The organism is Burkholderia sp. MSMB1459WGS, from assembly GCF_001534535.1.
Classification (GTDB): Bacteria; Pseudomonadota; Gammaproteobacteria; order Burkholderiales; family Burkholderiaceae; genus Burkholderia.
Map to the genome: position 1 here is coordinate 51592 of NZ_LPMU01000052.1, position 22214 is coordinate 73805.

General features: G+C 67.5%; 22 protein-coding genes and 1 riboswitch. Of the genes, 17 read left to right on the plus strand and 5 right to left on the minus strand.

What is annotated here, in order from left to right; genetic code table 11:
• Position 1 precedes the first annotated feature (1 nt).
• Positions 2–1012 carry a sodium:calcium antiporter gene (locus WT97_RS19805; protein WP_059794982.1) on the minus strand — a complete coding sequence of 337 codons (1011 nt, stop codon included), beginning with the start codon at positions 1010–1012 and terminating at the stop codon, positions 2–4.
• A 100-nt stretch (positions 1013–1112) separates the two neighbouring features.
• Positions 1113–1249: riboswitch (yybP-ykoY riboswitch) on the minus strand.
• Between the two features lie 115 nt (positions 1250–1364).
• On the opposite strand from WT97_RS19805, the gene WT97_RS19810 reads away from it, so the two are divergent.
• From WT97_RS19810 to WT97_RS19825, 4 genes are all read left to right on the plus strand, one after another.
• A complete protein-coding gene (locus WT97_RS19810; RefSeq protein ID WP_012338822.1) occupies positions 1365–1640 on the plus strand; it encodes a metal/formaldehyde-sensitive transcriptional repressor in 276 nt (91 codons plus the stop codon).
• Between the two features lie 12 nt (positions 1641–1652).
• Positions 1653–2672 (plus strand): CDF family Co(II)/Ni(II) efflux transporter DmeF, encoded by a 1020-nt coding sequence (gene dmeF / locus WT97_RS19815; protein WP_060354198.1) that lies wholly within the window; start codon positions 1653–1655, stop codon positions 2670–2672.
• Between the two features lie 2 nt (positions 2673–2674).
• Complete coding sequence (locus WT97_RS19820) at positions 2675–2860, plus strand: DUF1289 domain-containing protein (protein WP_027782197.1); 186 nt, start codon at positions 2675–2677, stop codon at positions 2858–2860.
• Positions 2861–2958: 98 nt separating this feature from the next.
• Positions 2959–4167 (plus strand): MFS transporter, encoded by a 1209-nt coding sequence (locus WT97_RS19825; RefSeq protein ID WP_060354199.1) that lies wholly within the window; start codon positions 2959–2961, stop codon positions 4165–4167.
• Between the two features lie 23 nt (positions 4168–4190).
• Here WT97_RS19825 and WT97_RS19830 read toward each other — a convergent pair whose 3' ends face one another.
• Together WT97_RS19830 and WT97_RS19835 are read right to left on the minus strand one after the other, a co-directional pair.
• Positions 4191–5600 (minus strand): heavy metal sensor histidine kinase, encoded by a 1410-nt coding sequence (locus WT97_RS19830; RefSeq protein WP_060354200.1) that lies wholly within the window; start codon positions 5598–5600, stop codon positions 4191–4193.
• Complete coding sequence (locus WT97_RS19835) at positions 5597–6268, minus strand: heavy metal response regulator transcription factor (protein WP_059505561.1); 672 nt, start codon at positions 6266–6268, stop codon at positions 5597–5599. The genes WT97_RS19830 and WT97_RS19835 overlap by 4 nt, the downstream gene beginning before the upstream one ends.
• A 232-nt stretch (positions 6269–6500) precedes the next feature.
• Here WT97_RS19835 and WT97_RS19840 point away from each other — a divergent pair, with 232 nt between their 5' ends.
• The 10 genes from WT97_RS19840 to WT97_RS19885 all read left to right on the plus strand — a co-directional run bounded on the left by WT97_RS19840 (position 6501) and on the right by WT97_RS19885 (position 16752).
• Positions 6501–6857: a hypothetical protein gene (locus tag WT97_RS19840; protein WP_059794968.1), complete on the plus strand. Its 357-nt coding sequence runs from the start codon at positions 6501–6503 to the stop codon at positions 6855–6857.
• A gap of 88 nt (positions 6858–6945) precedes the next feature.
• Positions 6946–7227 (plus strand): hypothetical protein, encoded by a 282-nt coding sequence (locus WT97_RS19845; RefSeq protein ID WP_059505586.1) that lies wholly within the window; start codon positions 6946–6948, stop codon positions 7225–7227.
• Positions 7224–8714: a TolC family protein gene (locus tag WT97_RS19850; protein WP_060354201.1), complete on the plus strand. Its 1491-nt coding sequence runs from the start codon at positions 7224–7226 to the stop codon at positions 8712–8714. Before WT97_RS19845 ends, WT97_RS19850 begins: the two co-directional genes overlap by 4 nt.
• Position 8715: 1 nt before the next feature.
• On the plus strand, positions 8716–10011 hold the full coding sequence (locus WT97_RS19855) for a copper oxidase (RefSeq protein ID WP_060036598.1): 1296 nt from the start codon (positions 8716–8718) through the stop codon (positions 10009–10011).
• A gap of 66 nt (positions 10012–10077) precedes the next feature.
• Complete coding sequence (locus tag WT97_RS19860) at positions 10078–10425, plus strand: copper-binding protein (RefSeq protein WP_059794957.1); 348 nt, start codon at positions 10078–10080, stop codon at positions 10423–10425.
• Positions 10426–10439: 14 nt separating this feature from the next.
• Entirely contained in the window at positions 10440–10820 is a 381-nt protein-coding gene (copC, locus tag WT97_RS19865) for a copper homeostasis periplasmic binding protein CopC (protein WP_060354262.1), read from the plus strand.
• Positions 10817–11758, plus strand: coding sequence for a CopD family protein (locus tag WT97_RS19870; RefSeq protein ID WP_060354202.1), 942 nt, complete (start codon positions 10817–10819; stop codon positions 11756–11758). The genes copC and WT97_RS19870 overlap by 4 nt, the downstream gene beginning before the upstream one ends.
• A 168-nt stretch (positions 11759–11926) precedes the next feature.
• Positions 11927–13732 (plus strand): ExeM/NucH family extracellular endonuclease, encoded by a 1806-nt coding sequence (locus tag WT97_RS19875; RefSeq protein WP_060354203.1) that lies wholly within the window; start codon positions 11927–11929, stop codon positions 13730–13732.
• A gap of 697 nt (positions 13733–14429) precedes the next feature.
• Positions 14430–16277 (plus strand): peptidase S10, encoded by a 1848-nt coding sequence (locus WT97_RS19880; protein ID WP_060354204.1) that lies wholly within the window; start codon positions 14430–14432, stop codon positions 16275–16277.
• 82 nt (positions 16278–16359) lie between these two features.
• Positions 16360–16752, plus strand: a complete 393-nt coding sequence (locus tag WT97_RS19885; protein ID WP_227789689.1) for a 2-oxoglutarate dehydrogenase — start codon at positions 16360–16362, stop codon at positions 16750–16752.
• A 71-nt stretch (positions 16753–16823) separates the two neighbouring features.
• Here WT97_RS19885 and WT97_RS19890 read toward each other — a convergent pair whose 3' ends face one another.
• The gene (locus WT97_RS19890) at positions 16824–17903 is read right to left on the minus strand and encodes a zinc-binding alcohol dehydrogenase family protein (protein ID WP_060354205.1); all 1080 of its coding nucleotides are present in this window, start codon (positions 17901–17903) and stop codon (positions 16824–16826) included.
• Positions 17904–18012: 109 nt separating this feature from the next.
• Between WT97_RS19890 and WT97_RS19895 the strand changes: the two genes are divergently transcribed.
• The gene (locus WT97_RS19895; RefSeq protein WP_060354206.1) at positions 18013–18804 is read left to right on the plus strand and encodes a helix-turn-helix transcriptional regulator; all 792 of its coding nucleotides are present in this window, start codon (positions 18013–18015) and stop codon (positions 18802–18804) included.
• Positions 18805–18895: 91 nt separating this feature from the next.
• Here WT97_RS19895 and WT97_RS19900 read toward each other — a convergent pair whose 3' ends face one another.
• Entirely contained in the window at positions 18896–20374 is a 1479-nt protein-coding gene (locus WT97_RS19900) for an aminotransferase class V-fold PLP-dependent enzyme (RefSeq protein ID WP_060354207.1), read from the minus strand.
• Positions 20375–20703: 329 nt separating this feature from the next.
• Between WT97_RS19900 and WT97_RS19905 the strand changes: the two genes are divergently transcribed.
• The gene (locus WT97_RS19905; RefSeq protein ID WP_060354208.1) at positions 20704–21519 is read left to right on the plus strand and encodes a MipA/OmpV family protein; all 816 of its coding nucleotides are present in this window, start codon (positions 20704–20706) and stop codon (positions 21517–21519) included.
• Between the two features lie 8 nt (positions 21520–21527).
• On the plus strand, positions 21528–22202 hold the full coding sequence (locus WT97_RS19910) for a response regulator transcription factor (RefSeq protein ID WP_059505539.1): 675 nt from the start codon (positions 21528–21530) through the stop codon (positions 22200–22202).
• The last annotated feature ends 12 nt before the right edge of the window (positions 22203–22214 follow it).

The window sequence follows — 22214 nt, forward strand, 5'->3', positions numbered from 1 at the left end:
TTCAGCGCGCCAGCGTCAACGCCAGATACCCGGCATAACCGGCGCCGTTCGCGAGCAACGCCCAGGTCGCGAGCCCGCGCGTGTGCGCGTTGACGCGCAGCCAGGCCGCGGCCGCGAGCGTGATGATCACGCCGGTCAGCACTTCGGGGCGCGGCTCCCACGGCGTCAGCATGATGCCGATCGCCGGCAGCAGCGTGCCCTGGAACACCATCGCGCCGGTGATGTTGCCGAACGCGAGCGTGTCCTTCCCGCGGCGGATCCACAGCACGCTATTGACCTTCTCGGGCAGTTCCGTCGCGATCGGCACGATGATCAGCGACAGCAGCAGCGCCGACACGCCGAGCACGTGCGATACGCCTTCCACGCCGTGAATGAAGCCCTTCGCCCCGCCGACCAGCAGCGCGACGCCGATCAGCAGTTGCAGCACGATCGTCGCCAGGTTGGTCGGCAGGCCGACGCGCGACAGGAACATCGCGTGCGGCGCCTCGGTGCCGTGCCCGGCATCGACGAGCCCGGTCGACGCGCGGAACGTCATCGCGACGTACATCGCGTAGAGGCCGACCAGCATCGCGGCGAGCAGCGCGCGCACGGCCCAGTTGTGATGCGGAACGAACATCGCGACGGTTGCCAGCGAGAACGCGGCGAGGAAGGTGTTCATGTCGCGCACGAAGCCCGTGCGTTCGGGTGCGATCGTGCCGCGCAGCCCGCGCGAGCGGATCACGGCGAGCGTCATCAGGAACGTGGTGAGCGTCACCAGCATCAGCGGCGCGCCGAGAATCGCGCCGACGCCGATCTCCTCGTTCACGGCCTGGTTCGACGTGCCGCCGGCCAGCGCGAGCAGCGGCACCATCGTTTCGGGCAGCGCGGTGCCGACGGCCGCGAACAGCGAGCCGGTCACGCCTTCGGAAATCTTCAGGCGTTCGCCGAGATGTTCGAGCGCATTGGTGAAGACCTCGGCCGCGACAAGGATGACGACCAGCATGAACGCCAGTTCGACAAACATGAAGGTCATGCGGCACCTCCGCAGGCAGCGGTGGCGTGAGGGAAGCGAACGGGGAGGAACATGGGGACTCCGTGGTCGGACGCTGACGAACCATGGCACATCCGCCGCCGTCCGACCAGGAACGACGCGATGTGCCGATGGTCTCGCCAAGCCGATCGGCCGAACGCGCCACGGCCGCAGGCCGAGTGTGTTGACGCGTTCGCTTTCCGGGGGACGGAAAGCAGGCTACTCCCCAAAGACGGAAAGCAGTCTAGCCGAGCGGTTTTCTTTCGACAAGCCTTCGTCTCGAAAAAGATACCCCTCCATCTTATAGGGGCTGCCTTTAGGAGATATACTCCCCTACCCTATACAGGAGCCATCGATGAGTCATACCGTTCGCGAAAAACAGAAGCTGCTGAACCGCGTGCGCCGTATCAAGGGACAGGTCGAAGCGATCGAGCGGGCGCTGGAAGACGAGCGCGGCTGCAACGACGTGCTGCAACTGATCACGAGCTGCCGCGGCGCGATGAACGGCCTGCTGGCCGTCGTGCTGGAGGACCACATCCGGTCGCATCTCGTCGATGCGGACACGCCCGACGCACACGAAGGCAGCGCGACCGAGCAGCTCATCGATGTCGTGCACAGCTATTTCAAGTAAGCGGATCGGAACATGAACGAATTCAAGAGCCCGGCGACCGGCGGCGTGCACAGTCACGCGTTTCTGGGCACCGCCCATGCGCAGAACGAGCGGAAGACGTGGATGGTCATCGGCCTGTGCTCGGCGATGATGATCGCCGAGATCGTCGGCGGCACGCTGTTCGGTTCGCTCGCGCTCGTCGCCGACGGGCTGCACATGTCGACGCACGCGGGCGCGATGCTGATCGCGGCGCTGGCCTATACCTATGCGCGCCGGTACGCCGACGATCCGCGCTTCGTGTTCGGCACCGGCAAGCTCGGCGACCTGGCCGGTTTCACGAGCGCGATCGTGCTGGCGATGATTGCGTTGCTGATCGGCTATGAGGCGATCGCGCGGCTGCTGGCGCCGGTGCCGATTCGCTTCGACGAAGCGATTCCGATCGCCGTGCTGGGGCTCGCCGTGAACCTCGCCAGCGTGTGGCTGCTGAGCGGCGATCACCATCACGGGCATCGTCATGGTCACGATCATCCGCACGACCACGACCACGACCACGACCACGACCATGACCATGACGACGCGCACCACGCGCATCATGGTCACGCTTCGCACCCGGCTGCGCATCGTGACCACAACATCCGGTCGGCCTACGTTCACGTGATCGCCGACGCGGCCGTGTCGGTGCTGGCGATCGTCGGCCTGCTGCTTGCGCGCGCGTTCGGATGGGTCTGGATGGACCCGCTTGCAGGCATCGTCGGCGCGCTGGTGATCGCCAACTGGGCGTACGGGCTGATACGCGATACGGGCGGTGTCCTGCTCGACGTCAACGTCGATCGCAAGCTGACGGACAACGTCCGCCGCGCGATCGAGGCGCTTGGCGACAAGGTCAACGATCTCCACGTGTGGCGCGTCGGCCCCGGGCACATGAGCGCGATCGTGTCGGTCGAATCGGGCGACGCCGCACGCGATGCACGTTTCTACCATGCGTTGGTCGCGCGCTTCGACGGCGTGTCGCACGTGACCGTCGAAGTGACGACGCCTGCGAAGGCGGCCTGATCGTGGCCGTGAAATCGCCGTGTATCGACCTGTGCGCATTCGACGGCCGCACGGGTTTTTGTGTCGGCTGCCTGCGCACGCGCGACGAGGCGCGCGACTGGAAGAAGCTGACCGACCATCGCCGCCACCAGATACTCAACGACCGTACGCGCCGGCAGGCGAAACTCCGGCGCGACGACGCGCAATAGCGAGGGCGCACGCGCTGCCGAAGCCGGCGATCGGCGTCACCGGCCTGCGGTAGTATCGCTGGCATCCAGTATCGGGATTCCTGAACCGGGAGCGACCCATGCAGACCGACTCGTCGACCGGCATTCTTCGCCAGATTCCGCGCAGCGTGTGGGTGCTCGGCTGTGTCAGCCTGCTGATGGACGTGTCGTCCGAAATCATCCACAGCCTGTTGCCGATGTTCCTGATGACGGGGCTTGGCGCGAGCGCGACGGCGATCGGCCTGATCGAGGGGATCGCCGAGGCGACGTCGCCGGTCGTCAAGGTGTTCTCCGGCACGCTGAGCGACTACCTGCGCAATCGCAAATGGCTCGCGGTGACCGGCTACGCGCTCGGCGCGCTCAGCAAGCCGCTGTTCGCGATCGCGCCGACGATCGGCGTCGTCGTGACCGCGCGGATCGTCGACCGCGTCGGCAAGGGGATTCGCGGCGCGCCGCGCGATGCGCTCGTCGCCGACGTCACGCCCGTTCACCTGCGCGGCGCCGCGTACGGGTTGCGCCAGTCGCTCGACACGGTGGGGGCGTTCCTCGGGCCGCTGCTGGCCGTCGTCATCATGCTGGCGTGGCGCGACGATTTCCGCCTCGCATTCTGGCTGGCCGTGATTCCCGGCGTGCTGGCCGTGGCGCTGCTCGCGTTCGGCATCGACGAGCCGGCGCATGCGCCGGGCGAGCGGCGCGTGAACCCGATCCGCCGCGAGATCGTCGCTCGACTCGGCGCCCGCTACTGGTGGGTGGCGGCCGTCGGCGGCGTGTTCGCGCTGGCGCGTTTCAGCGAGGCGTTTCTGGTGCTGCGCGCGATGGGCAGCGGCGTGCCCGTCGCACTCGTGCCGCTCGTGATGGTCGCGATGAACGTCGTATACGCGTTGTCCGCTTACCCGTTCGGCAAGCTCGCCGATACGACGAGCCACACGAAACTGATGGTGGTCGGGCTCGTCCTGCTGATTGCCGCCGATATCGTGTTGGCACACGGCGCGTACTGGCCGACCGTGCTCGTCGGCGTCGCGCTATGGGGCCTCCACATGGGGATGACGCAAGGGCTGCTCGCGACGATGGTCGCGCATGCCGCGCCGGCCGAATTGAGAGGGACGGCGTTCGGCGTATTCAACCTGATCAACGGCATCGTGACGCTCGTATCGAGCGTCGTCGCGGGTGTCCTGTGGGACCGGGTCGGCGCCGCTGCCACGTTCTACGCGGGCGCCGCGTTCAGCGCGGCGACCATCGTGCTGCTCGTGCGTGTTCGCACGTCGTTCGGCGCGGTGCAGGATCGTTAGCGCCGAACGCGGAGAGGCGCGGGCTAACCGTCCGTGCCGCGCGGAAAGTAGAGCGCGAACGTCGTGTGACCGTCGCGGCTCGCGACCTCCACCTTGCCGCGATGCAGTTCCATGATCGATTTCACGATCGCGAGCCCGAGCCCCGCGTTGCGCGCCGCGCCGTGCCGCGACGAATCGATCCGGTAGAAGCGCTCGAAGATCCGCTCGACCTGTTCGGGCGGAATCGCGGCGCCGCGATTCGTGACTTCGACGACCGCGTAACCGCCTTGTACGGACACGGCCAGCTCGATCGTCGACGCAGCTTCCGCGTGTTCGAGCGCATTCGACGCGAGGTTGCTCACCGCGCGCCGGAACAGCGTGGCGTCCGCGACGACCGGCGCTTCGCCATGCACGTCGATGCGCACGCCGGCCTCGTCGGCCAACGCCTGGAAGTACGACGCGAGCCGGCGCAGTTCGCCGCCCGCGTCGAGTTCGGCGGTCTTCAGGTGCTGCCGCGCATTGTCGGTACGGGCGAGAAACAGCATGTTCTCGATCATCCGCTGCAGTCGTTCGCATTCCTCGATGTTCGATCCGATCAGCGCTTCGTATTCGTCGGCGGTGCGGGCGCGCGATAGCGTGATCTGCGACGAGCTGATCACGTTCGCGAGCGGCGTGCGCATGTCGTGCGCGAGATCGGACGAGAATTGCGACAGTCGCACGAACGCGCGTTCGAGGCGGTCGAGCATCCGGTTCACCGACGTGGCGAGCTCGCGCAGTTCGACCGGGCCGCCGCGCGCGTCGAGGCGTGCGTTCAGGTTGTGCGCTTCGATGCGCGACGTCTGCCGGCCGAGGCTTTCGACCGGGCGCAGGCCGCGCGACGCGACCGCGTAGCCGAGCGCGCCGACCAGCAGCGCGCCGACGGCCGCCGCGAGCCAGATGTCGACGCGATAGCTTTCGAGTAGCGACTGGCGATCGGTTGCGGTGCGCGCGAGCGCGACCTGGATCGCTTCGCCGGACGGCAGCGTTTCGCGTGCATGCACGCAGCGCGACGTGCCGATGCCGGGCGGCGCGCACGTGAACGGGCTGCCGGCGCTGCCAGCCGGATGCGGCGCAGCGATCACCGACGCGAGCGTATTGCCGGCTTCGTCGGAATGCTCGACGAGCGGATGACGTTGCGCGTCGTAGATGCCGAGATAGACGCCCGGATGCGACAGCAGCACGTCATGGAACACGGCGGGATCGGCGCGCAGCGCGGCCGTCGAGCCGCTGGTGCGTGCGAGTTGCAGGAACTGGTTGAGCTTGGCGGCGATCTCGATGTCGTCGCGCCGCGTCAGTTCGGCGGACAGCGAACGATAGAGATACGCGCCGGTCAGCGCGAACACGAGCGCCGCGACGGCGGCGAACGCGAGCGTCAGGCGTCGCAGCAGCGAATACGGCGCGGGGCGCGCGGTCACGAACGATCCTCGAGCACGTAGCCCATGCCGCGAATCGTGTGGATCAGTTTCTTCTCGTACGCGTTGTCGACCTTCGCGCGCAGGCGCTTGATTGCCGCATCGACGACGTTCGTGTCGCTGTCGAAATTCATGTCCCAGATCTGCGACGTGATGAAGGTGCGCGTCAGCACCTCGCCTTCGCGTTCCGCGAGCAGTTGCAGTAGCGCGAATTCCTGCGCGGTCAGGTCGATGCGGGTGTCGGCGCGCCGCACGCGGCGCTTGAGCAGGTCGATCTCGAGATCGGCGACGTGCAGGACGTCGCGCACGTTGCGCGGCGCGCGCCGCAGCAGCGAGCGGATGCGCGCCAGGAATTCGGCATACGCGAACGGCTTGAGCAGGTAATCGTCGGCGCCGAGTTCGAGCCCGGCGACCTTGTCCTCGATCGCCTCGCGGGCCGTGAGCAGCAGCACGGGGGTCTGCTTCTGCGCGCGCAGCCGCCTGAGCACCTCGAAGCCGTCCAGCTCCGGCAGCATCACGTCGAGCACGACGAGGTCGAAATCCTCGTGCAAGGCGAGAAACAGCCCGTCCTTGCCGTTTTCCGCGACGTCGACCGTGTAGCTCGCCTCCGTCAACCCCTTCCGGAGGTATGACGCCATCTTGGGTTCGTCTTCGACTATCAGTATCCGCATGGTCGGGCAGGCTGTCCGTGATTCCAGCCGGTCAGTGTAACGCCGGAGCGTACGGCATCGCGCGTGCGCGCAGGATGACCGGCGGATGACGGAATTGTCATGAAAAGCCGGTCATGTTTCGGCCATGTCGTCGTCACCGCGGCGGCGATAAGCTGCGGTCGTCTTGTCCCCGGCGCGCGCCGTCACGGCGCCGCGACGGCCCGAACGATCGCTGTCTGCCCGATTTCGCTCCATGTCGTACTGGCGCACCTTCCTCGTCGTCGTATTGCTCGCGCTGAGCCTGCCGATCCAGTCGTTCGCGGCTGTTTCGATGCCGTGCTCGGGCGCCGCTGCGCGGCATGGGGACAACGCGTCGCACGCGATGCCGGCCGCGCAGGACGGTCATCGCGATCGCGACGAGCACGCGCGGCACGCGCCGTCGTGTGCCGCGTGCGTGTCCTGCTGCTTCGGCACGGGCATGTCGGGGGCGCTCGCGGTGCCCGCCCCGGCGAGCGTCGGCGTCACGATCGTCGCGCCGCCGCCTTCGGCCGGGGGCGTGTCGTTCCTGACCGGCGGCATCGACCGGCCGCCGCGCCGGATGCCCGCCTAGTCCCTGCCCGCGGCCGACGCGCCGCGATCCGCCATTTGCACCGGGCGCCGTATCGGGCGCGCCGGACGACTTACGACGAGACATGTTCATGCGATTGATCATTGCGGCGCTATTGGGCGCGGCGGCCCTCGTGCCGACGCTCGCGCCCGCGCAAACCCCGTTGCCCGATCCGGCGGACGCCGCCGCGTCGGTGCCGGACGTCACCGTGACGTCCGCGTTCGACGGCTACCGGCCGTATCGGGACGACGCAGGCCCGGGCTGGCAGCAACTGAACCGGGACGTGACGGAGCGGCCCGCGAAAGCACGCACGACCGGCGGCGCGGCCGGCCACGGCGCCGCCCATTCGACGCACGGAGGGGCCGCGCGATGACGACGTTCGCGATATCGCCGAGGATCGGTGTGGCCGCAGTCGCGCTGGCGTTCCTCGCGGGCTGCACGACGTTTTCGAAGGACGGCGGGTTCGACGCCGTGTCGTCCGCCGCATCGGAACGCATCGGCAAGGACGCGGTGGTGGTCAGGACCGACGCCGACCGCGAAGCCGTCGACCGGCGGACGAAGGAACTGCTCGGCAAGCCGCTGTCGATCGACGACGCGGTGCAGGTCGCGCTGCTGAACAACCGAGGCTTGCAAGCGTCGTACGCGGAGCTTGGGCTGTCGGAGGCCGATCTCGTCCAGGCGGGCCGGCTGCCGAACCCGCGCTTCGCATTCAGCCGCACGCGTGCCGGCGACGGCGAGCTGACGCTCGGCCGCACGTTCTCGGCGAACGTGTTCGCGCTGCTGACGATGCCGCTTGCAACGAAGATCGAGCGCCGCCGTTTCGAGCAGACCAAGCTGGAAACGGCCGATGCGATGCTGAAGGTCGCGGCCGAGGCGCGCCGCGCGTATGTCGAGGCCGTCGCCGCCGAGCAGGCCGCGAACTATGCGCAGCAGGTGCGCGACGCCGCGAGCGCGGCCGCCGAACTGGCGTTGCGCATGCGGCAGGCCGGCAACTTCAGCCGGCTCGACTACGCCCGCGAACAGGCGTTTCATGCCGATGCGGTCGCGCAGCACGCGAAGGCGCGCCAGCGGGCCGTCGCCGCACGCGAGAAGCTCACGCGTGCGATGGGGCTGTGGGGCGAGCGCACGCGGTACGCGCTGCCCGAGCGCTTGCCGGATGTGCCGAAGGCGCGCCCGGACCTGCACGATCTCGAACGTTTCGCGATGAGCAACCGCCTCGACATCCAGGCGGCGAAGCTGCAGACGCAGGGTGTCGCGTCGTCGCTCGGCCTGAGCAAGGCCACGCGCTTCGTCAATGTGGTCGAGCTCGGCTACGTGAACGACTACGAAACCGGCAAGGGCCACGAGCACGGCTACGAGATCGGCGTCGAGATTCCGCTGTTCGACTGGGGCGGCGCCAAGGTCGCGCGCGCCGAGGCCATCTACATGCAGTCGGCGAACCGGCTCGCGAAAACGGCCATCGATGCGCGCTCCGAAGTACGCGAATCGTACGCGGCGTACGTGACGAGTTACGACGTCGCGACGCACTATCGCGACGAAGTCGTGCCGCTGCGCAAGACGATCTCCGACGAACTGCTGCTGCGCTACAACGGGATGCTCGCGAGCGTATTCGAGCTGCTGGCCGATGCGCGCGAACAGGTCGGCGCGGTCAACGGCTACATCGACGCGCTGAAGGACTACTGGCTCGCCGAAACCGATCTGCAGATGGCCGTCGGCGGCCGGTTGCCGTCGCCGGGCGCGACGCATTCCGCCCATTCGGCATCTGAATCCACCCCAGCCGCCGACGCTGCGCCGCAGCCGGCATCCACGCCCGCGGCGCCGTCGGCGCCCGCGACGCAACCGCATCCGGAAGGTCATTGACATGGTGTCCCGTCGACAATTTCTCAGCGGCTCGGGCGCCGCGCTGCTCGGTGCGGCGATGGTCGGCAAGGCCGGCGCCGCATCCCTGCCCGAAGCGCCGACGATGGCGAAGACCGGCACGCAGCCGCCGCTCGTGCCGCCCAACGGCCGCCCGTATACGCCCGTCGCGACGCTGAACGGCTGGTCGCTGCCGTGGCGGATGAAGAACGGCTGGAAGGAATTCCACCTGACGGCCGAGCCCGTCGTGCGCGAGATGGCGCCCGGCATGAACGCGAACCTGTGGGGTTACAACGGGCAGTCGCCGGGCCCGACGATCGAGGCCGTCGAAGGCGACAAGGTCCGCATCTTCGTGACCAACCGGCTGCCCGAGCACACGACGATCCACTGGCACGGGCTGCGGCTGCCGAACGGGATGGACGGCGTGGGCGGCCTGACGCAGCCGCATATCCCGCCCGGCAAGACCTTCGTCTACGAGTTCCAGCTCGAAGCGCACGGCACGTTCATGTATCACCCGCACGCCGACGAGATGGTGCAGATGGCAATGGGGATGATGGGCATGTTCATCGTGCATCCGAAGGACCGCGGCACGATGCCGGTCGATCGCGATTTCGTGTTCCTGCTCGCCGCGTACGACATCGATCCGGGCAGCTACACGCCACGCGTGAACGAGATGACCGACTTCAACATGTGGACCTTCAACTCGCGCGTGTTCCCGGGCATCGACCCGCTGCCGGTGCGCGCCGGCGACCGCGTGCGGATTCGTTTCGGCAACCTGACGATGACGAATCACCCGATCCACCTGCACGGCTACAGCTTCGAGGTCGCGGGCACCGACGGCGGCTGGATTCCGCCGGCCGCGCGCTGGCCGGAAGTGACGGCCGATGTCGCGGTGGGCCAGATGCGCGCGATCGAGTTCACCGCCGATCGCCCGGGCGACTGGGCGTTCCATTGCCACAAGTCGCACCACACGATGAATGCGATGGGCCACCAGGTGCCGAACCTGATCGGCGTACCGCAGAAGGATCTCGCGAAGCGGATCGGCAAGCTCGTGCCCGACTACATGGCGATGGGCAGCACGGGCGGCGCGATGGGCGGCATGGAGATGCCGCTGCCCGACAACACGCTGCCGATGATGACCGGCACGGGCCCGTTCGGGCCGCTGGAAATGGGCGGCATGTTCACGGTGCTCAAGGTGCGGCACGGGCTCGGCCGCAACGACTATCGCGATCCGGGCTGGTTCCGGCATCCGAAGGGCACCGTCGCATACGAATACACCGGCGAAATGCCGGACGGTTGAAGCAGCACGCGGCGGCCACGCCGATGCGGCCGCCGGTTTCCATTCACTCACACGGGAGTCGACACGATGAAGAAGGGACTGGTTTTGATGGCGACGGGTTGCGCGCTGGCGTTCTCCGCTGCGTCGTACGCCGCCGGCGACATGGCCGGCATGGACATGAGCGACGGCGCGAAGCAGGGCGTTGCGGCGGCGTCGCGCATGTCGCACGGCGAGATCCGCAAGGTCGACACGGCGGCCGGCAAGCTGACGATCAAGCACGGCCCGCTGGAGAACCTCGGGATGGACGCGATGACGATGGTATTCAAGGTGAAGGACCCGGCGATGCTGTCGCAAGTGAAGGCGGGCGATACGGTCGACTTCGTCGCCGAGGACGTGGACGGCGCGCTGACCGTCGTCGAACTGAAGAAGCCGTGACGCGGAGCGCGAACATGACGATCTCGACATGCAAGCGGCTGGCCGGTTTCACCGCGGCTGCCGCCATCCTTGCGGTCGCACCGGTCGCGGCGTCGGCGCACGGCAAGCTGGAAAGCGCCGCACCGGCGGCCGGCGGCACGGTCGACGCGGCGCCCGATACGGTGCGGCTCACGTTCAACGAAGACCTCGAACCGGCGTTCAGCTCGGTGAAGGTGTCGGATGCGAGCGGCAACGCCGTCACGCAGGACAAGGCGAAGGTCGATGCATCGAACCCGCGCGTGATGACCGTCGCGATGCCGAAGCTGGCAGCAGGCATGTACACCGTGCAGTGGGCGGCGATGACGGCCGATGCGCATCGCACGAAGGGCACCTATACGTTCCGGGTGAAGGAATGAACGACGGCATCGTCGGCCTGTTGCGGCTCGTGGCGGTGGCGATCCAGAACGCCGGGTTCGCGGTGGCCGTCGGTGCGGTGCTCGGTCGCCGCTGGCTCGCGCGCGGCGCGTCCGCATGGCAGCACGACGTCGGCCGGCGGCTCGTCGCGACGCTGCGCATCGCATCCGTCGTATCGCTGCTCGCGAGCGTCACCGCGTTCTGGGCGCACTGCGCGCTGATGAGCGAAGTGCCGCTGCTCGACGCGGGGCCGGCGGTGTGTTCGATGCTTGCGCGCACCGGGTTCGGTCATGCGTGGCTGGCCGGCACGGTGTTCATGCTCGTCGTCGTGCTGCTGTCGTTCGTCGGGCGCGCGAACGACACGCGGTTTCCGTTCGCGATGATGGCCGCGCTTGCCGCTGTCGCGCTGGCGCGCAGCAACGGCGGCCATCCGGTGGACGCCGGGCTGTTCAGCGTGCCGGTGTGGGTCGACTGGCTGCATCTGCTGGCGATCAGCGCGTGGGTCGGGCTCGTGCTCGTGACGGCGTTCGGCCTGATGCCGCGGCTCGCCCGCATGCCGGCGAGCGAGCGCATGACGGGCGCGGCGTTCGTGCAGTCGCTGTCCCATGCGTCGACCCGCGCGTTGATCGTGCTGTTCGCGACCGGCGCATACAACGGCTGGCGCGGCGTCGCCACGCCCGCCAACCTGCTCGCATCGACGTACGGGCAGATCCTGCTGCTGAAGCTCGCGCTCGTGCTGCTTGCCGCGATGCTCGGCGGGCACAACCGCTTCTTCGGGATGCCGAAGCTGCTGGACGCGTTGAAGGACCCGGCCGCCGCGATGCCGGCACGCGCGTCGAAGCAGTTCGGCGCGGTGCTGCGGATCGAGGCGGTCGTGCTCGGCGGCGTGCTGATGGCGGCGGCCGTGCTCGTGTCGAGCGCGCTGCCGGGGACGGTCTAGCGCGGCGGGTTTTCGTCGGAAGATCGGCTGCCTTGTCGGGACTCGACCGGGCGACGCAGGGCGAAAGCGGCGTGATGACGGCGATTACATCGGCCTGTCTTCCGATTACCGGAAACTGTCATTGAGCGCCGCTAAGCTTTCGTCACCCTCACAACCGGGATTCCCGCCATGCGCTCGACAATCCGCCTGTTTGCCCCGCTATTGCTGCTCCCGACGCTCGCCGCGCCGGTATTCGCCGCGCCCGTCAGCCCGAACTGCGGCGGCAGCACGACGCCGATCGCGGAGATCCAGGGGCTGGGCGCACCGTCGCCGCTCGCCGGTCAGAACGCGTCGATCGAAGCCGTCGTCACCGCCGATTTTGGCGGCACGGACGGCTTCGGCGGCTTCTTCGTCCAGCAGGCCGATGCGCAGCGCCGTAACCAGCCGGGTGTGTCCGAAGGCCTGTTCGTCTATGCGCCGAAAGCGCGCGCGAAGGCCGGCGATCTCGTGCACGTGACGGGCAAGATCGAGGAGAAGTACGGGCAGACGCAGCTCACGCTGTCGGGCCCGATCGCGGTGTGCGCGAACGGCCAGACGGTCACGCCTGCGACGCTTACGCTGCCGGTCGACAGCCCGAACGCGTTCGCCGCGTACGAAGGAATGCTCGTGCGCCTGCCGCAGACGCTGAGCGTCACCGACAACTACGAACTCGGCCGTTACGGCAGCGTGATGCTCAGCAACGGCCGCCTGCGCACGCCGACGAGCGTCGTGCCGCCCGCGCAGGCGCAGACGCAGATCGACGCGAACGCGCGCAACCGCCTGATCCTCGACGACGGCTCGAACAAGCAGAATCCCGCGACCGTGCCGTACCCGGCGCCGGGCCTGTCGGCCGCGAACACGCTGCGCGCGGGCTACACCGTGCGCGACGTCGAAGGCGTGCTCGAGGTGCGTTACGGCGCATGGCGCGTGCAGCCGCTGCCCGGCGCGGCCGTGCCGGCGTTCGACGCACGTGCGAACCCGCGCACGAACGCGCCGGCGCGCGATCCGAAATCGAACCTGCGCGTCGCGTCGTTCAACGTGCTGAACTACTTCAACGGCAACGGTCTCGGCGGCGGCTTCGACGATCCGAACAATCGCGGCGCGAAGACCTTCCAGGAGTTCCAGCGCCAGGAAGCGAAGATCGTCAGCGCGCTGAAGGCGATTGACGCCGACGTGATCGGCCTGATGGAAATCCAGAACAACGGTTACGGCGAACTGAGCGCGGTGCGCCAGCTCGCGGCGAAGCTCGGCAACCACTGGCGCGTGGTCGATCCGGGCACGTCGCGGCTCGGCGGCGACGCGATCGCGGTCGCGATGATCTACGACAGCCGCAAGGTCGAACCGGTCGGCCGCGCGGCGACGCTCGCGATCGACGACAAGAACCGTCAGCCGCTCGCGCAGTCGTTCCGGCTGATCAGCGGCAACAAGCAGGCGCTGACGGTGGCCGTGAACCACCTGAAGTCGAAGAACTGCCCGGACGCCGCGAACGACGATCTCGACCAGGGCGATGGCCAGGGCTGCTGGAACCCGACGCGCACGCGCGCGGCGGCGAAAGTCGCCGACTGGCTGGCCGGCAACCCGACGGGCGTCCAGAGCCAGGGCGTGCTGCTGATCGGCGACTTCAACAGCTACACGTACGAAGATCCGATCCGCACGCTCGAATCGCGCGGTTACCGCAACCTCGTCGCGCGCTGGATCGGCGCGAACGCGTACAGCTACGTGTATAACGGCGAAGCCGGCTATCTCGACCACGCGCTCGCGACGCTGCCGCTCGCGTCGCACGTGAAGGCCGTGCACGAATGGCACATCAACGCGGACGAGCCGGTCGCGCTGCAGTACACGCTCGCGTACAAGTCGGCCGAGCAGCAGAAGACGTTCTACGCGCCGGATGCATATCGCTCGTCGGATCACGATCCGGTGCTGATCGATATCGCGTTGCCGGGCGGCGGGAAGTAATGGTGGTTTGAGTTCCTGCGACAGGCGCGACGCGCGGCAATGCCGTGCGCCGCGCCTGTCCGGGAAAGCCGTTCGAATACCGGGTAAATAATGCCGCGAAAAATCAATCGAACCGGTATTTTATGGATGACGCAGTGCACATCGTTTCTGCAATTGAAGCGCGATTGAAGCGAATCGAATTATCGAATGACGTGCGCATGTCGCTGCACCGTCCCGATCGATCCGGTGATAATAAAAATGAAAGAATGGTCCTGTCGATCCGAAGGCTTTGAATGCGCTGCGCCAATACGGGAAAGGCTTCTACGTTGTGCGGGAAAAGTAAAATATTCGGCGCGGCATTGCCGATGAAGCGCACCTTGCATGAATAATCCCGTTTTCTTTCAAATTCCAGACACTGTCCGCCCTTCGCATCATTGCGGGATTTTTAATATCCGAATGATCTTTGACAACGCGGCGCAGCACCGCCTATTTTTGTCATGTCGTAAATTTCAGTAATACAAAAGTGGTCCAAACTGCAGGGGGCGTGTCCTGGCATCATTCTCGCCGGCAGTTTGCTGTGTCTGTATCAAGTTCAGTCTCTTAGAAGTCCCATCCAACCGCCGATTGCCGACCGTGCAACGCGAGTGGCGGGCAAGCCTGCGCGTTTCGCGGGCGTCGGCGGCCTTTGTGACGCGGTATCCGAAATCAAAGGGCAGAGATGAAACCAGACAGGAGCAGTACCGGTAGCCGCCGCGTTCGTCGCGGCCGGCTGGGCGGGCTAGGCGCATTGACCGCCATGACACTGGCGCTCGCGGCATGCGGCGGCGACGATTCGTCGTCCGTCGGCGCGTCGAGCCTCGCACAGGCCACCGCGAGCCAGCAGGCCAGCGCGCAGGCGGCCGGCACCCAGGCGCCGGCGGCCAACCAGCCGTACGTCGACCCGGTCGCGTATTCGATGAACGCGACCGACGGCCTCGCGCCGTCGCAGGTGGCCGAGAAAGCGGCCGTCATGCATTACCAGTGGAAGGGCGGCGGCAAGACGATCGACTACACGACGACCACCGGCCACCTGACCGCGCAGGACGCGAACGGCAACGCGGAAGCGTCGATGTCGTATGTCGCGTACACGGCGCCCAGCACGAACGGCAAGCCGCGCCCGGTCACGTTCGTCTATAACGGCGGGCCCGGCTCGTCGTCGATCTGGCTGCGGCTCGGCTCGTTCGCGCCGACCCGCGTGGCCACGCCCGATCCGCTGTTCGGCAACAACTGGCCGAACTATCCGCTCGTCGACAATGCGGAGAGCCTGATCGACACCACCGACCTCGTGTTCATCGACCCACCCGGCACCGGGCTGTCGGAAGCCGTGTTGCCGAACACCAACCAGAAGTACTGGGGTTCCGACGCGGACGTGAACATCATGCGCGACTTCATCCAGCGCTACCTGAACGTCAACGGCCGCGGCACGTCGCCGATCTACCTGTACGGCGAATCGTACGGCACGCCGCGCACCGACATGCTCGCGCTCGCGCTCGAATCGGCCGGCGTTCACCTGACGGGCATCGTGCTGCAGTCGTCGATCCTGAACTACTTCGCGGATGCGGTGGAAGCGGTGGCGATCACGCAGTCGACCGAAGGGCTGCTGCTCGACACCGACACGGTGGCCGGCTATCTGCCCGGCTACGCGGCGGTCGCGGCGTACTTCAACCAGGTCTCGCCGGCGCCGGTGAACCAGGATCTGTACGCACTGCAGATGGAATTGTTCACGACGCTGATCTACAGCCAGCTGCAGAAGTACTCGCAGTCGTGGGTGTTGAGCCAGCTCGGCATTCCGGATGCGCTCGGCACGCCGGTGTTCCCGAGCGATGCGACGCTCAGGCTGTGGTCGATCCCGTCGAGCCTCACGCAGCAGGCACTGCGCGGCTACTTCAACGCGAATCCGTTCGGCACGAGCCTGTTGCCCGGCACGACGATCGGCCGGTACGACGGGCGCGTGTCGTTGCCGAACTCCGACCCGCGGCTGCAGACCGACGGCGATCCGTCCGACATCCTGATCTCGCAGCCGTTCACGAACGCGCTGGCGACGCAGATGCCGGACTATCTCGGCTACACGGCTCCGAACGCGACGTACCTGCCGCTGAACGACAACATCATCGGCGTCTGGGACTTCTCGCACGACGGCCAGCCGATGCCCGACACGATCCCCGATCTGCTCGGTGCGCTGCAGCTCAACCCGAAGCTTCGCGTGCTCGCGGAGAACGGCTACCATGATCTCGCGACGCCGTTCTTCAACACGGAGAAGCAGCTCGCGCGGCTGCAGACGGTCAAGGGCCTGAATCCGAAGCTGCAGGTGAACTTCTTCCAGGGCGGCCACATGACTTACCTGGACGACGTCGCCCGTCCGCTGATGAAGCGGGATCTGCAGACGTTCTACAAGGGCGCGCGGATTCCGACGGCACTGACGCTGCGCATGCTGCCGCCGCCGTGGCCGGACGAAAACCCGCCCAGCGTGCCGACCGGCAGCGTCCCGGGCGCGACGGCCGCGACGACGCTGGCGGCCGCCCCCTGAGCGACGCACGCCTTGTCGGCGGAACCCTCTATTCATCCATTGAATGCGAGCGATCATGTCCCTAATCCAATTGATGCGGCGTATGTCCCCGTTGATCGTGCTCGGTGCCGTGATGAGCAGTGCCTACGCGTTGCCGCCGCAGGCGGTGGCGCCGGTGAAGCTGCCGCACGGCGGGCGCGGTGTCGACGGTCCGTTCTTTCCTGCCACGCGGGCGGCGCCGGTGCTGCCGTCGACCGGCGCGGCCTTGCAGCAGCAGGCGCAGCAGCGCGTCGACGCGAGGCTCGGCGGCAATACCGTGCTGAGCAACGGCGCAGCCGTGACGAAGGCGCAGGCGCAGAGCAGCGGGCTCGGCTTCGTGTCGAAGCACTTCGACGAGATCGATGCGAAGCACACCGGCCGCGTGACGATGAGCGACGTACGCCAGTTCATCCGGCAGCGGCAGGTGCAGGCGCAGCAGGAACAGCAGGACGAGTGACGTAGCAGGCAGGGCGGCGGCCGGTGCGGCTTTGCGGGCGCACCGGTCGCCGAATCATAGGCGGGCGCGGGCTAAGGCGCGATCACCGTCATCCTGAACGGCCCGCCATGCTCCGCCGCATGCGCGACCGCGTCGTTCGCGTCGTCGAGCGCGAAGGCCGTCACGTCGAACTGTCCGATATCGAGCAGCCCGCCGCGAACGAGCCCGGTCATCAGCGTCACGGCTTGCGTCGGGTACATCCATTTGCCACGCAGCGTGATGTCGTTGCGCATGATCCACGGATACGGCAGCTCGAGCCCGGCCCCGCCGAGCATGCCGACGCCGCCCATCAGCACCACGCGCCCGTACGGGTGAACCGCCATCACGGCCGCCCGCACCGTCGTCGCCGGCACCGACGGCGGCATCAGGTCGATCACGCAGTCGATCGGCCCCGGCGCAGCCTGCTGCATGCGGATGCGGTCTCCGGTTTCGTCGCCGGTCAGCTCGACCGTGCGCACGCGGTCGCCGAAGCGGCGTTCGAGATCCGCGAGCACGCGCACGTTGCGGCCGGGCGCGACCACGCAGCGCGCGCCCATCGCCAGCGCCACCGCGACGCAGGCGCTGCCGAAATGGCCGGTTGCGCCGCTGACGAGCACGATTTCGCCGGCACGCAGGTCGGATGCCAGCAGCCCGCCGTAAGGCACGAGCAGGGTATTGAGCGCGCACCAGCGTGCGGCGTCGGCCGACGCGATCGCGCCGATGCGCACCGCGTTCTCGGTCGGTACGCGTAGCCGTTCGGCGAACGGACCGTCGTGAAAGTAGCGCTGCAACTGCTTGCCGCCTTCGCCGCGCGTGCTCCAGCCCTGCAGCACGATGTCGGGCATTCGCGCGTCGTCGCGCGAGCGGACGGTCGGGTCGCAGAATACCCAGTCGCCCGGCTGCAATTGCGTCGCGTCGGGGCCGGTTTGCCGGACTCGGCCGATCGCGCCGCAGCCGGGCACGATCGGCAGCTCGAGCGGATAGCGGCGCTCGCCGCTGAACACTTCCCGCGCATAGGGCAGAACCGGTGTCGCGACGACGTCCACGACGACTTCGCCGGTGCCGAGCACGGGGTCCGGCATCGTTTCGATCGCGAGCGGCCTGCCGAACGACTTCAGAATCGCAGCTTTCATGACGCTTCCTGACGGTGGGGATGCATCGATTCTGGCAGGCTTAGAATCTGCAACAAGGCCCGGCGCGAGCCCAGGATGGGCCGATACCACCCTGCCCGGAGCGAACCCGATGACCGTCACCACGCGAACCCCGTTCGGCGATTTCCTGCGCTCGCGGCGCAAGAAGCTGCGACCGGAGGCCGTCGGCCTGCACGGCGGCCCGCGCCGGCGCACGCCCGGCCTGAGGCGCGAGGAAGTTGCGGAACTGGCCGGCATCGGCGTCGACTGGTACGTACGGCTCGAGCAGGGGCGCGACGTCAACCCGTCGGAGGCGACGCTCGACGCGCTGGCGCGCGCGTTGCGGCTCGACAAGGCCGAGGCCCTCCATCTGCGCACGCTCGCACGCCGCGACGGCCCTCGTGCGTTCGTGCCGGAACGCGTGCCGCCGGCCCTCGCGCGGCTCGTCGCGCACCTTCAGCAGCCTGCCTACGTGACCGGCCGGCGCTGGGACATCCTCGCGTGGAATGCCGCCGCGGCCGAGGTGCTCGGCTTCGACCGGCTGGCGCAAGCCGATCGCAACATCCTCGTCTACATGTTCGAGACGCCGCACGCGCGTGCGCTGTTCGCCGCGAGCTGGGCCGACGAGGCGCGGCGGATGATCGCGCTGTTTCGCACGAGCCACGATCTCTACGCGAGCGATCCGGCGTTCGTCGCACTGGTTGCGCGATTGCGCGCCGGCAGCAGCGAATTCGCGCAATGGTGGGATGCGCATGACGTGCGCAGCGGCGTGTCGGGCGAGAAGGTGCTCGTGCATGCGCAACGCGGCACGCAGCGCTACGAGTACGCGACGTTCCAGGCGAACGACGATCCCGCGCTGAAGCTGGCGATCTATACGCCGGTGAACGGCGATGAACGGACCTGATGCGGTCGTGACCGGCACCGCCAGGCGGCCACGCAGTGAAGCATCGGCTTCATGCGCGACCGCAGGCGGTCAGGCGTAAGGGTGGGGTGGCTCACGCCGCCCGTCGAGCGGACAGCCGATTCCACAGCATGCCGGAGCGGCTGCCGCTGCGGCAATACGCGAGCACCGGCTTCGGCAGCGTGTCGACCAGTGCGCCGAACGCGTCGACTTCCGCGTCGCCGATGCGGTCGCGCTCGACCGGCAGGTAGCGCGCGTCCATTCCCAGTTCGCGCGCGGCCGCGGCGATCTCCTCGAACGACGGCTGATCCACGCCTTCGCCATCCGGCCGGTTGCAGATCACCGCACGAAAGCCCGCATTGCGAATCGCCTTCAGGTCGGCCGGCGTGATCTGCCGCGACGCGGTGAAGCCGGTCGCCGCGGCCGCCCGGCATTGCTCGATCGCCCGCGCGAAACAGCCGATCGCGAAGTCGACGTCCTGCTCCGTCGTGAAGCGCCCGAAGCTGATGCGCACGGTACGCCCGGCCGTTTCCGCATCGAGGCCGATCGCGGTCAGCACGTGGGACGGTGCGCCGCTGGTCGAATTGCATGCGGAGGTGGACGACACGGCGAGCGCTTCGCCGAGCATGAACGGGAAGAAGCCCGGCGCATCGACCGTCAGGCTCAGCGTGTGCGGGATGCGGCGGGCGGCGGCCGCGTTCTGCGTGACGTCGCCGAGCGCGAACAACGCGTCGGTGAGCCGCGCGCCGAGCGCAGCGATCCGCGCGGCTTCGCCGTCGAGTTTTTCGGCGGCGAGTTCGCATGCGACGCCCATGCCGACGATCTGATGCGTCGCGAGTGTGCCCGAACGCAGCCCGCGCTCGTGGCCGCCGCCGTGAATCTGCGGCGCGATCCGGCTCGCGATCTCGCGGCGGACGAACAGCGCGCCGATCCCCTTGGGGCCGTACACCTTGTGGGCGGACATCGACATCATGTCGATGCCGAGCGCGCGCACGTCGATCGGTGTCTTGCCGAGCGCCTGCGCGGCGTCGACGTGGAGCAGCGCGCCGGCGGCGTGCACGATGCGGGCGATCGCACCGATGTCGGTCAGCGTGCCGATCTCGTTGTTCACGAGCATCAGCGACACGAGGCCGGTGTCGGGGCCGAGCGCGGCCGCCACCGCGTCGGCGGTGATTTCGCCGTGGGCGTCGGGCGTCAGGAAAGTGACCTGCATGCCGCGCTTCGACAGGTTCGCCATCGTGTCGAGCACAGCCTTGTGCTCGAGGCGGCTCGTGATCAGGTGGCGCTTGCCGGTCGCGTTTTCCGCATAACCCTTCAGCGCGAGGTTGTTCGATTCGGTGGCGCCCGACGTCCAGACGATCTCGTCGGCGTCCGCGCCGATCAGCGCGGCGACCTGCGCACGAGCGTGCTCGACCTTGTGCTTCGCCTGCCGGCCGGCGGCGTGCGAGCTGGAGGCGGGATTGCCGAAGATGCCGTCGAAGCCGAGGCAGGCCGTCATCGCGTCGATTACGGCGGGATCGGCGGGGGTCGTGGCTGCGTAGTCGAGGTAGTGCAGCGGGGTGGGTTCGCTCATGTCCGTCTCTTTCTCATTGCGTAGTGACGGAAATGATACGGGGGACAGAAGGGAAAAAGGATCCAAAGTTGGCTGGGAATTCCGCTCGATGTGGAATAACGTTTTCTCTATATGTGGAATGGGGAAATTCGTTTCTTTTTGGGCCAGCCGAGTGCGGTGGCGCCGGCATGCCGGCTCGCGCGTATCGAGCCTCTCGCCTTGCATCGATATTTCTCACCATCCGAATTCCTCGCAAGCTCCGCCCGTGACGATTTTTTCGGTAAGTGAGCGGTAAGTCGACTGGTCCTACAGTAGCCCCCGTTTCGACCGCCGACTCCAGGAAAACGATTGTGAAAATTGCCGCCCGCCGCGCACGTCCGTTATGGCTGATTGCCGCTTCATTCGCACTGTCATCCGCTTCCGCATGGGCGGACGACGCCATGAGCCCGCCCGATCCCGATCGTTCGGGGCTGACCATCCTCGACCACGCGACGAACGTCACGCATTGGGGATTGGGCGCCGGCGTCGGCGTCGAACCGTCGGTCTACAGCGGCGACGGCACCCGCGTATTGCCTTTTCCGCTGGTCTACTTCGACAACAAATGGGTGCAGGCCATCGGCACCACGGTCGATCTGAAAATCGGCAACTGGAGCGGCGTCCATCTCGCGCTGCGTGGCCAGTTCTCGCTGTTCGACGGATACAAGGGCTCGGACGCACCGATCCTGAACGGCATGGACAATCGCAAGGGCGCGTTGTGGTACGGCCCTGCACTGTCATGGAACACGCGCTTCGGCACGTTGTCGGGCAGTTTCCTGCTCGGCGGAAACAAGGGCGAGCGCGCGAAGATCGGCTTCGAGAAGGCGTTCGCGCTCGGCGCGTTTTCGATCGCGCCACATGTCGGCGCGGAATGGTTGAGCAACAAATACGTCGACTACTATTACGGCGTGCGACCATCCGAGGCACGTGCGTGGCGCGCCGCATACAGCGCGGGTTCGGCCGTGAACGTGTCGGCCGGCACCCGTATCGACTACCGGCTGACGAAGCAGCAGACGGTTTTCGTGGACGTGGGTGTGTCGCGACTCGGCGACGGCATCACCGACAGTCCGCTCGTCGGAAGACGGTTCGTTCCCGAGGCCAGAATCGGCTACATGTATCGGTTCAAGTGAGTGCGAGTATGCCAAGGGTGGCGATTGTCGAGGATCACGAGCGCTTGGCCGGCCTGCTGGCTCAGGCGCTGGCGGCGGCGGGGATCGAATCCGACCGGTTCGGCAATGCTCGCGAAGCCGCTTACGGTATCGACCGGGCCGATTACGCGCTGCTGATCGTCGATCGAGGATTGCCCGACGGGGACGGTCTGGCGTTCTTGCGGACGCTGCGCGCGGCGGGGCGCATGATGCCTTGCCTGATGCTGACGGCGCGTGACGCGTTGCATGACCGCATCGACGGACTCGAAAGCGGGGCCGACGACTATGTGACCAAGCCGTTCGAAATGAGCGAGCTCGTCGCCCGCGTCCGCACGCTGATGCGGCGCCCGGCGCTGCTCACGGCCCTCGTCGCGTCGTTCGCGGACGTGACCGTGGACCCGCCCCAGCGCGCGATGCGCTGTGGCGATCGGACGGTACTGCTGGCGCCGGCCGAACTGCAGATCATGCTCTGCCTGATCGAAGCCGCGGGCCGGACCGTCCGGCATTCGAACCTCGAGCATGCCGCATGGGGGTTCGCGGAGGCGGTCACGCCGAACGCGCTCGAGGTGACCGTGCACCGCTTGCGCAAGAAACTGACGGCGATCGGCGCAACGACGCGGCTCACCAATATCCGCGGCGCCGGCTTCGCGCTGCGCGACGCGTGACGATGCTTCGCC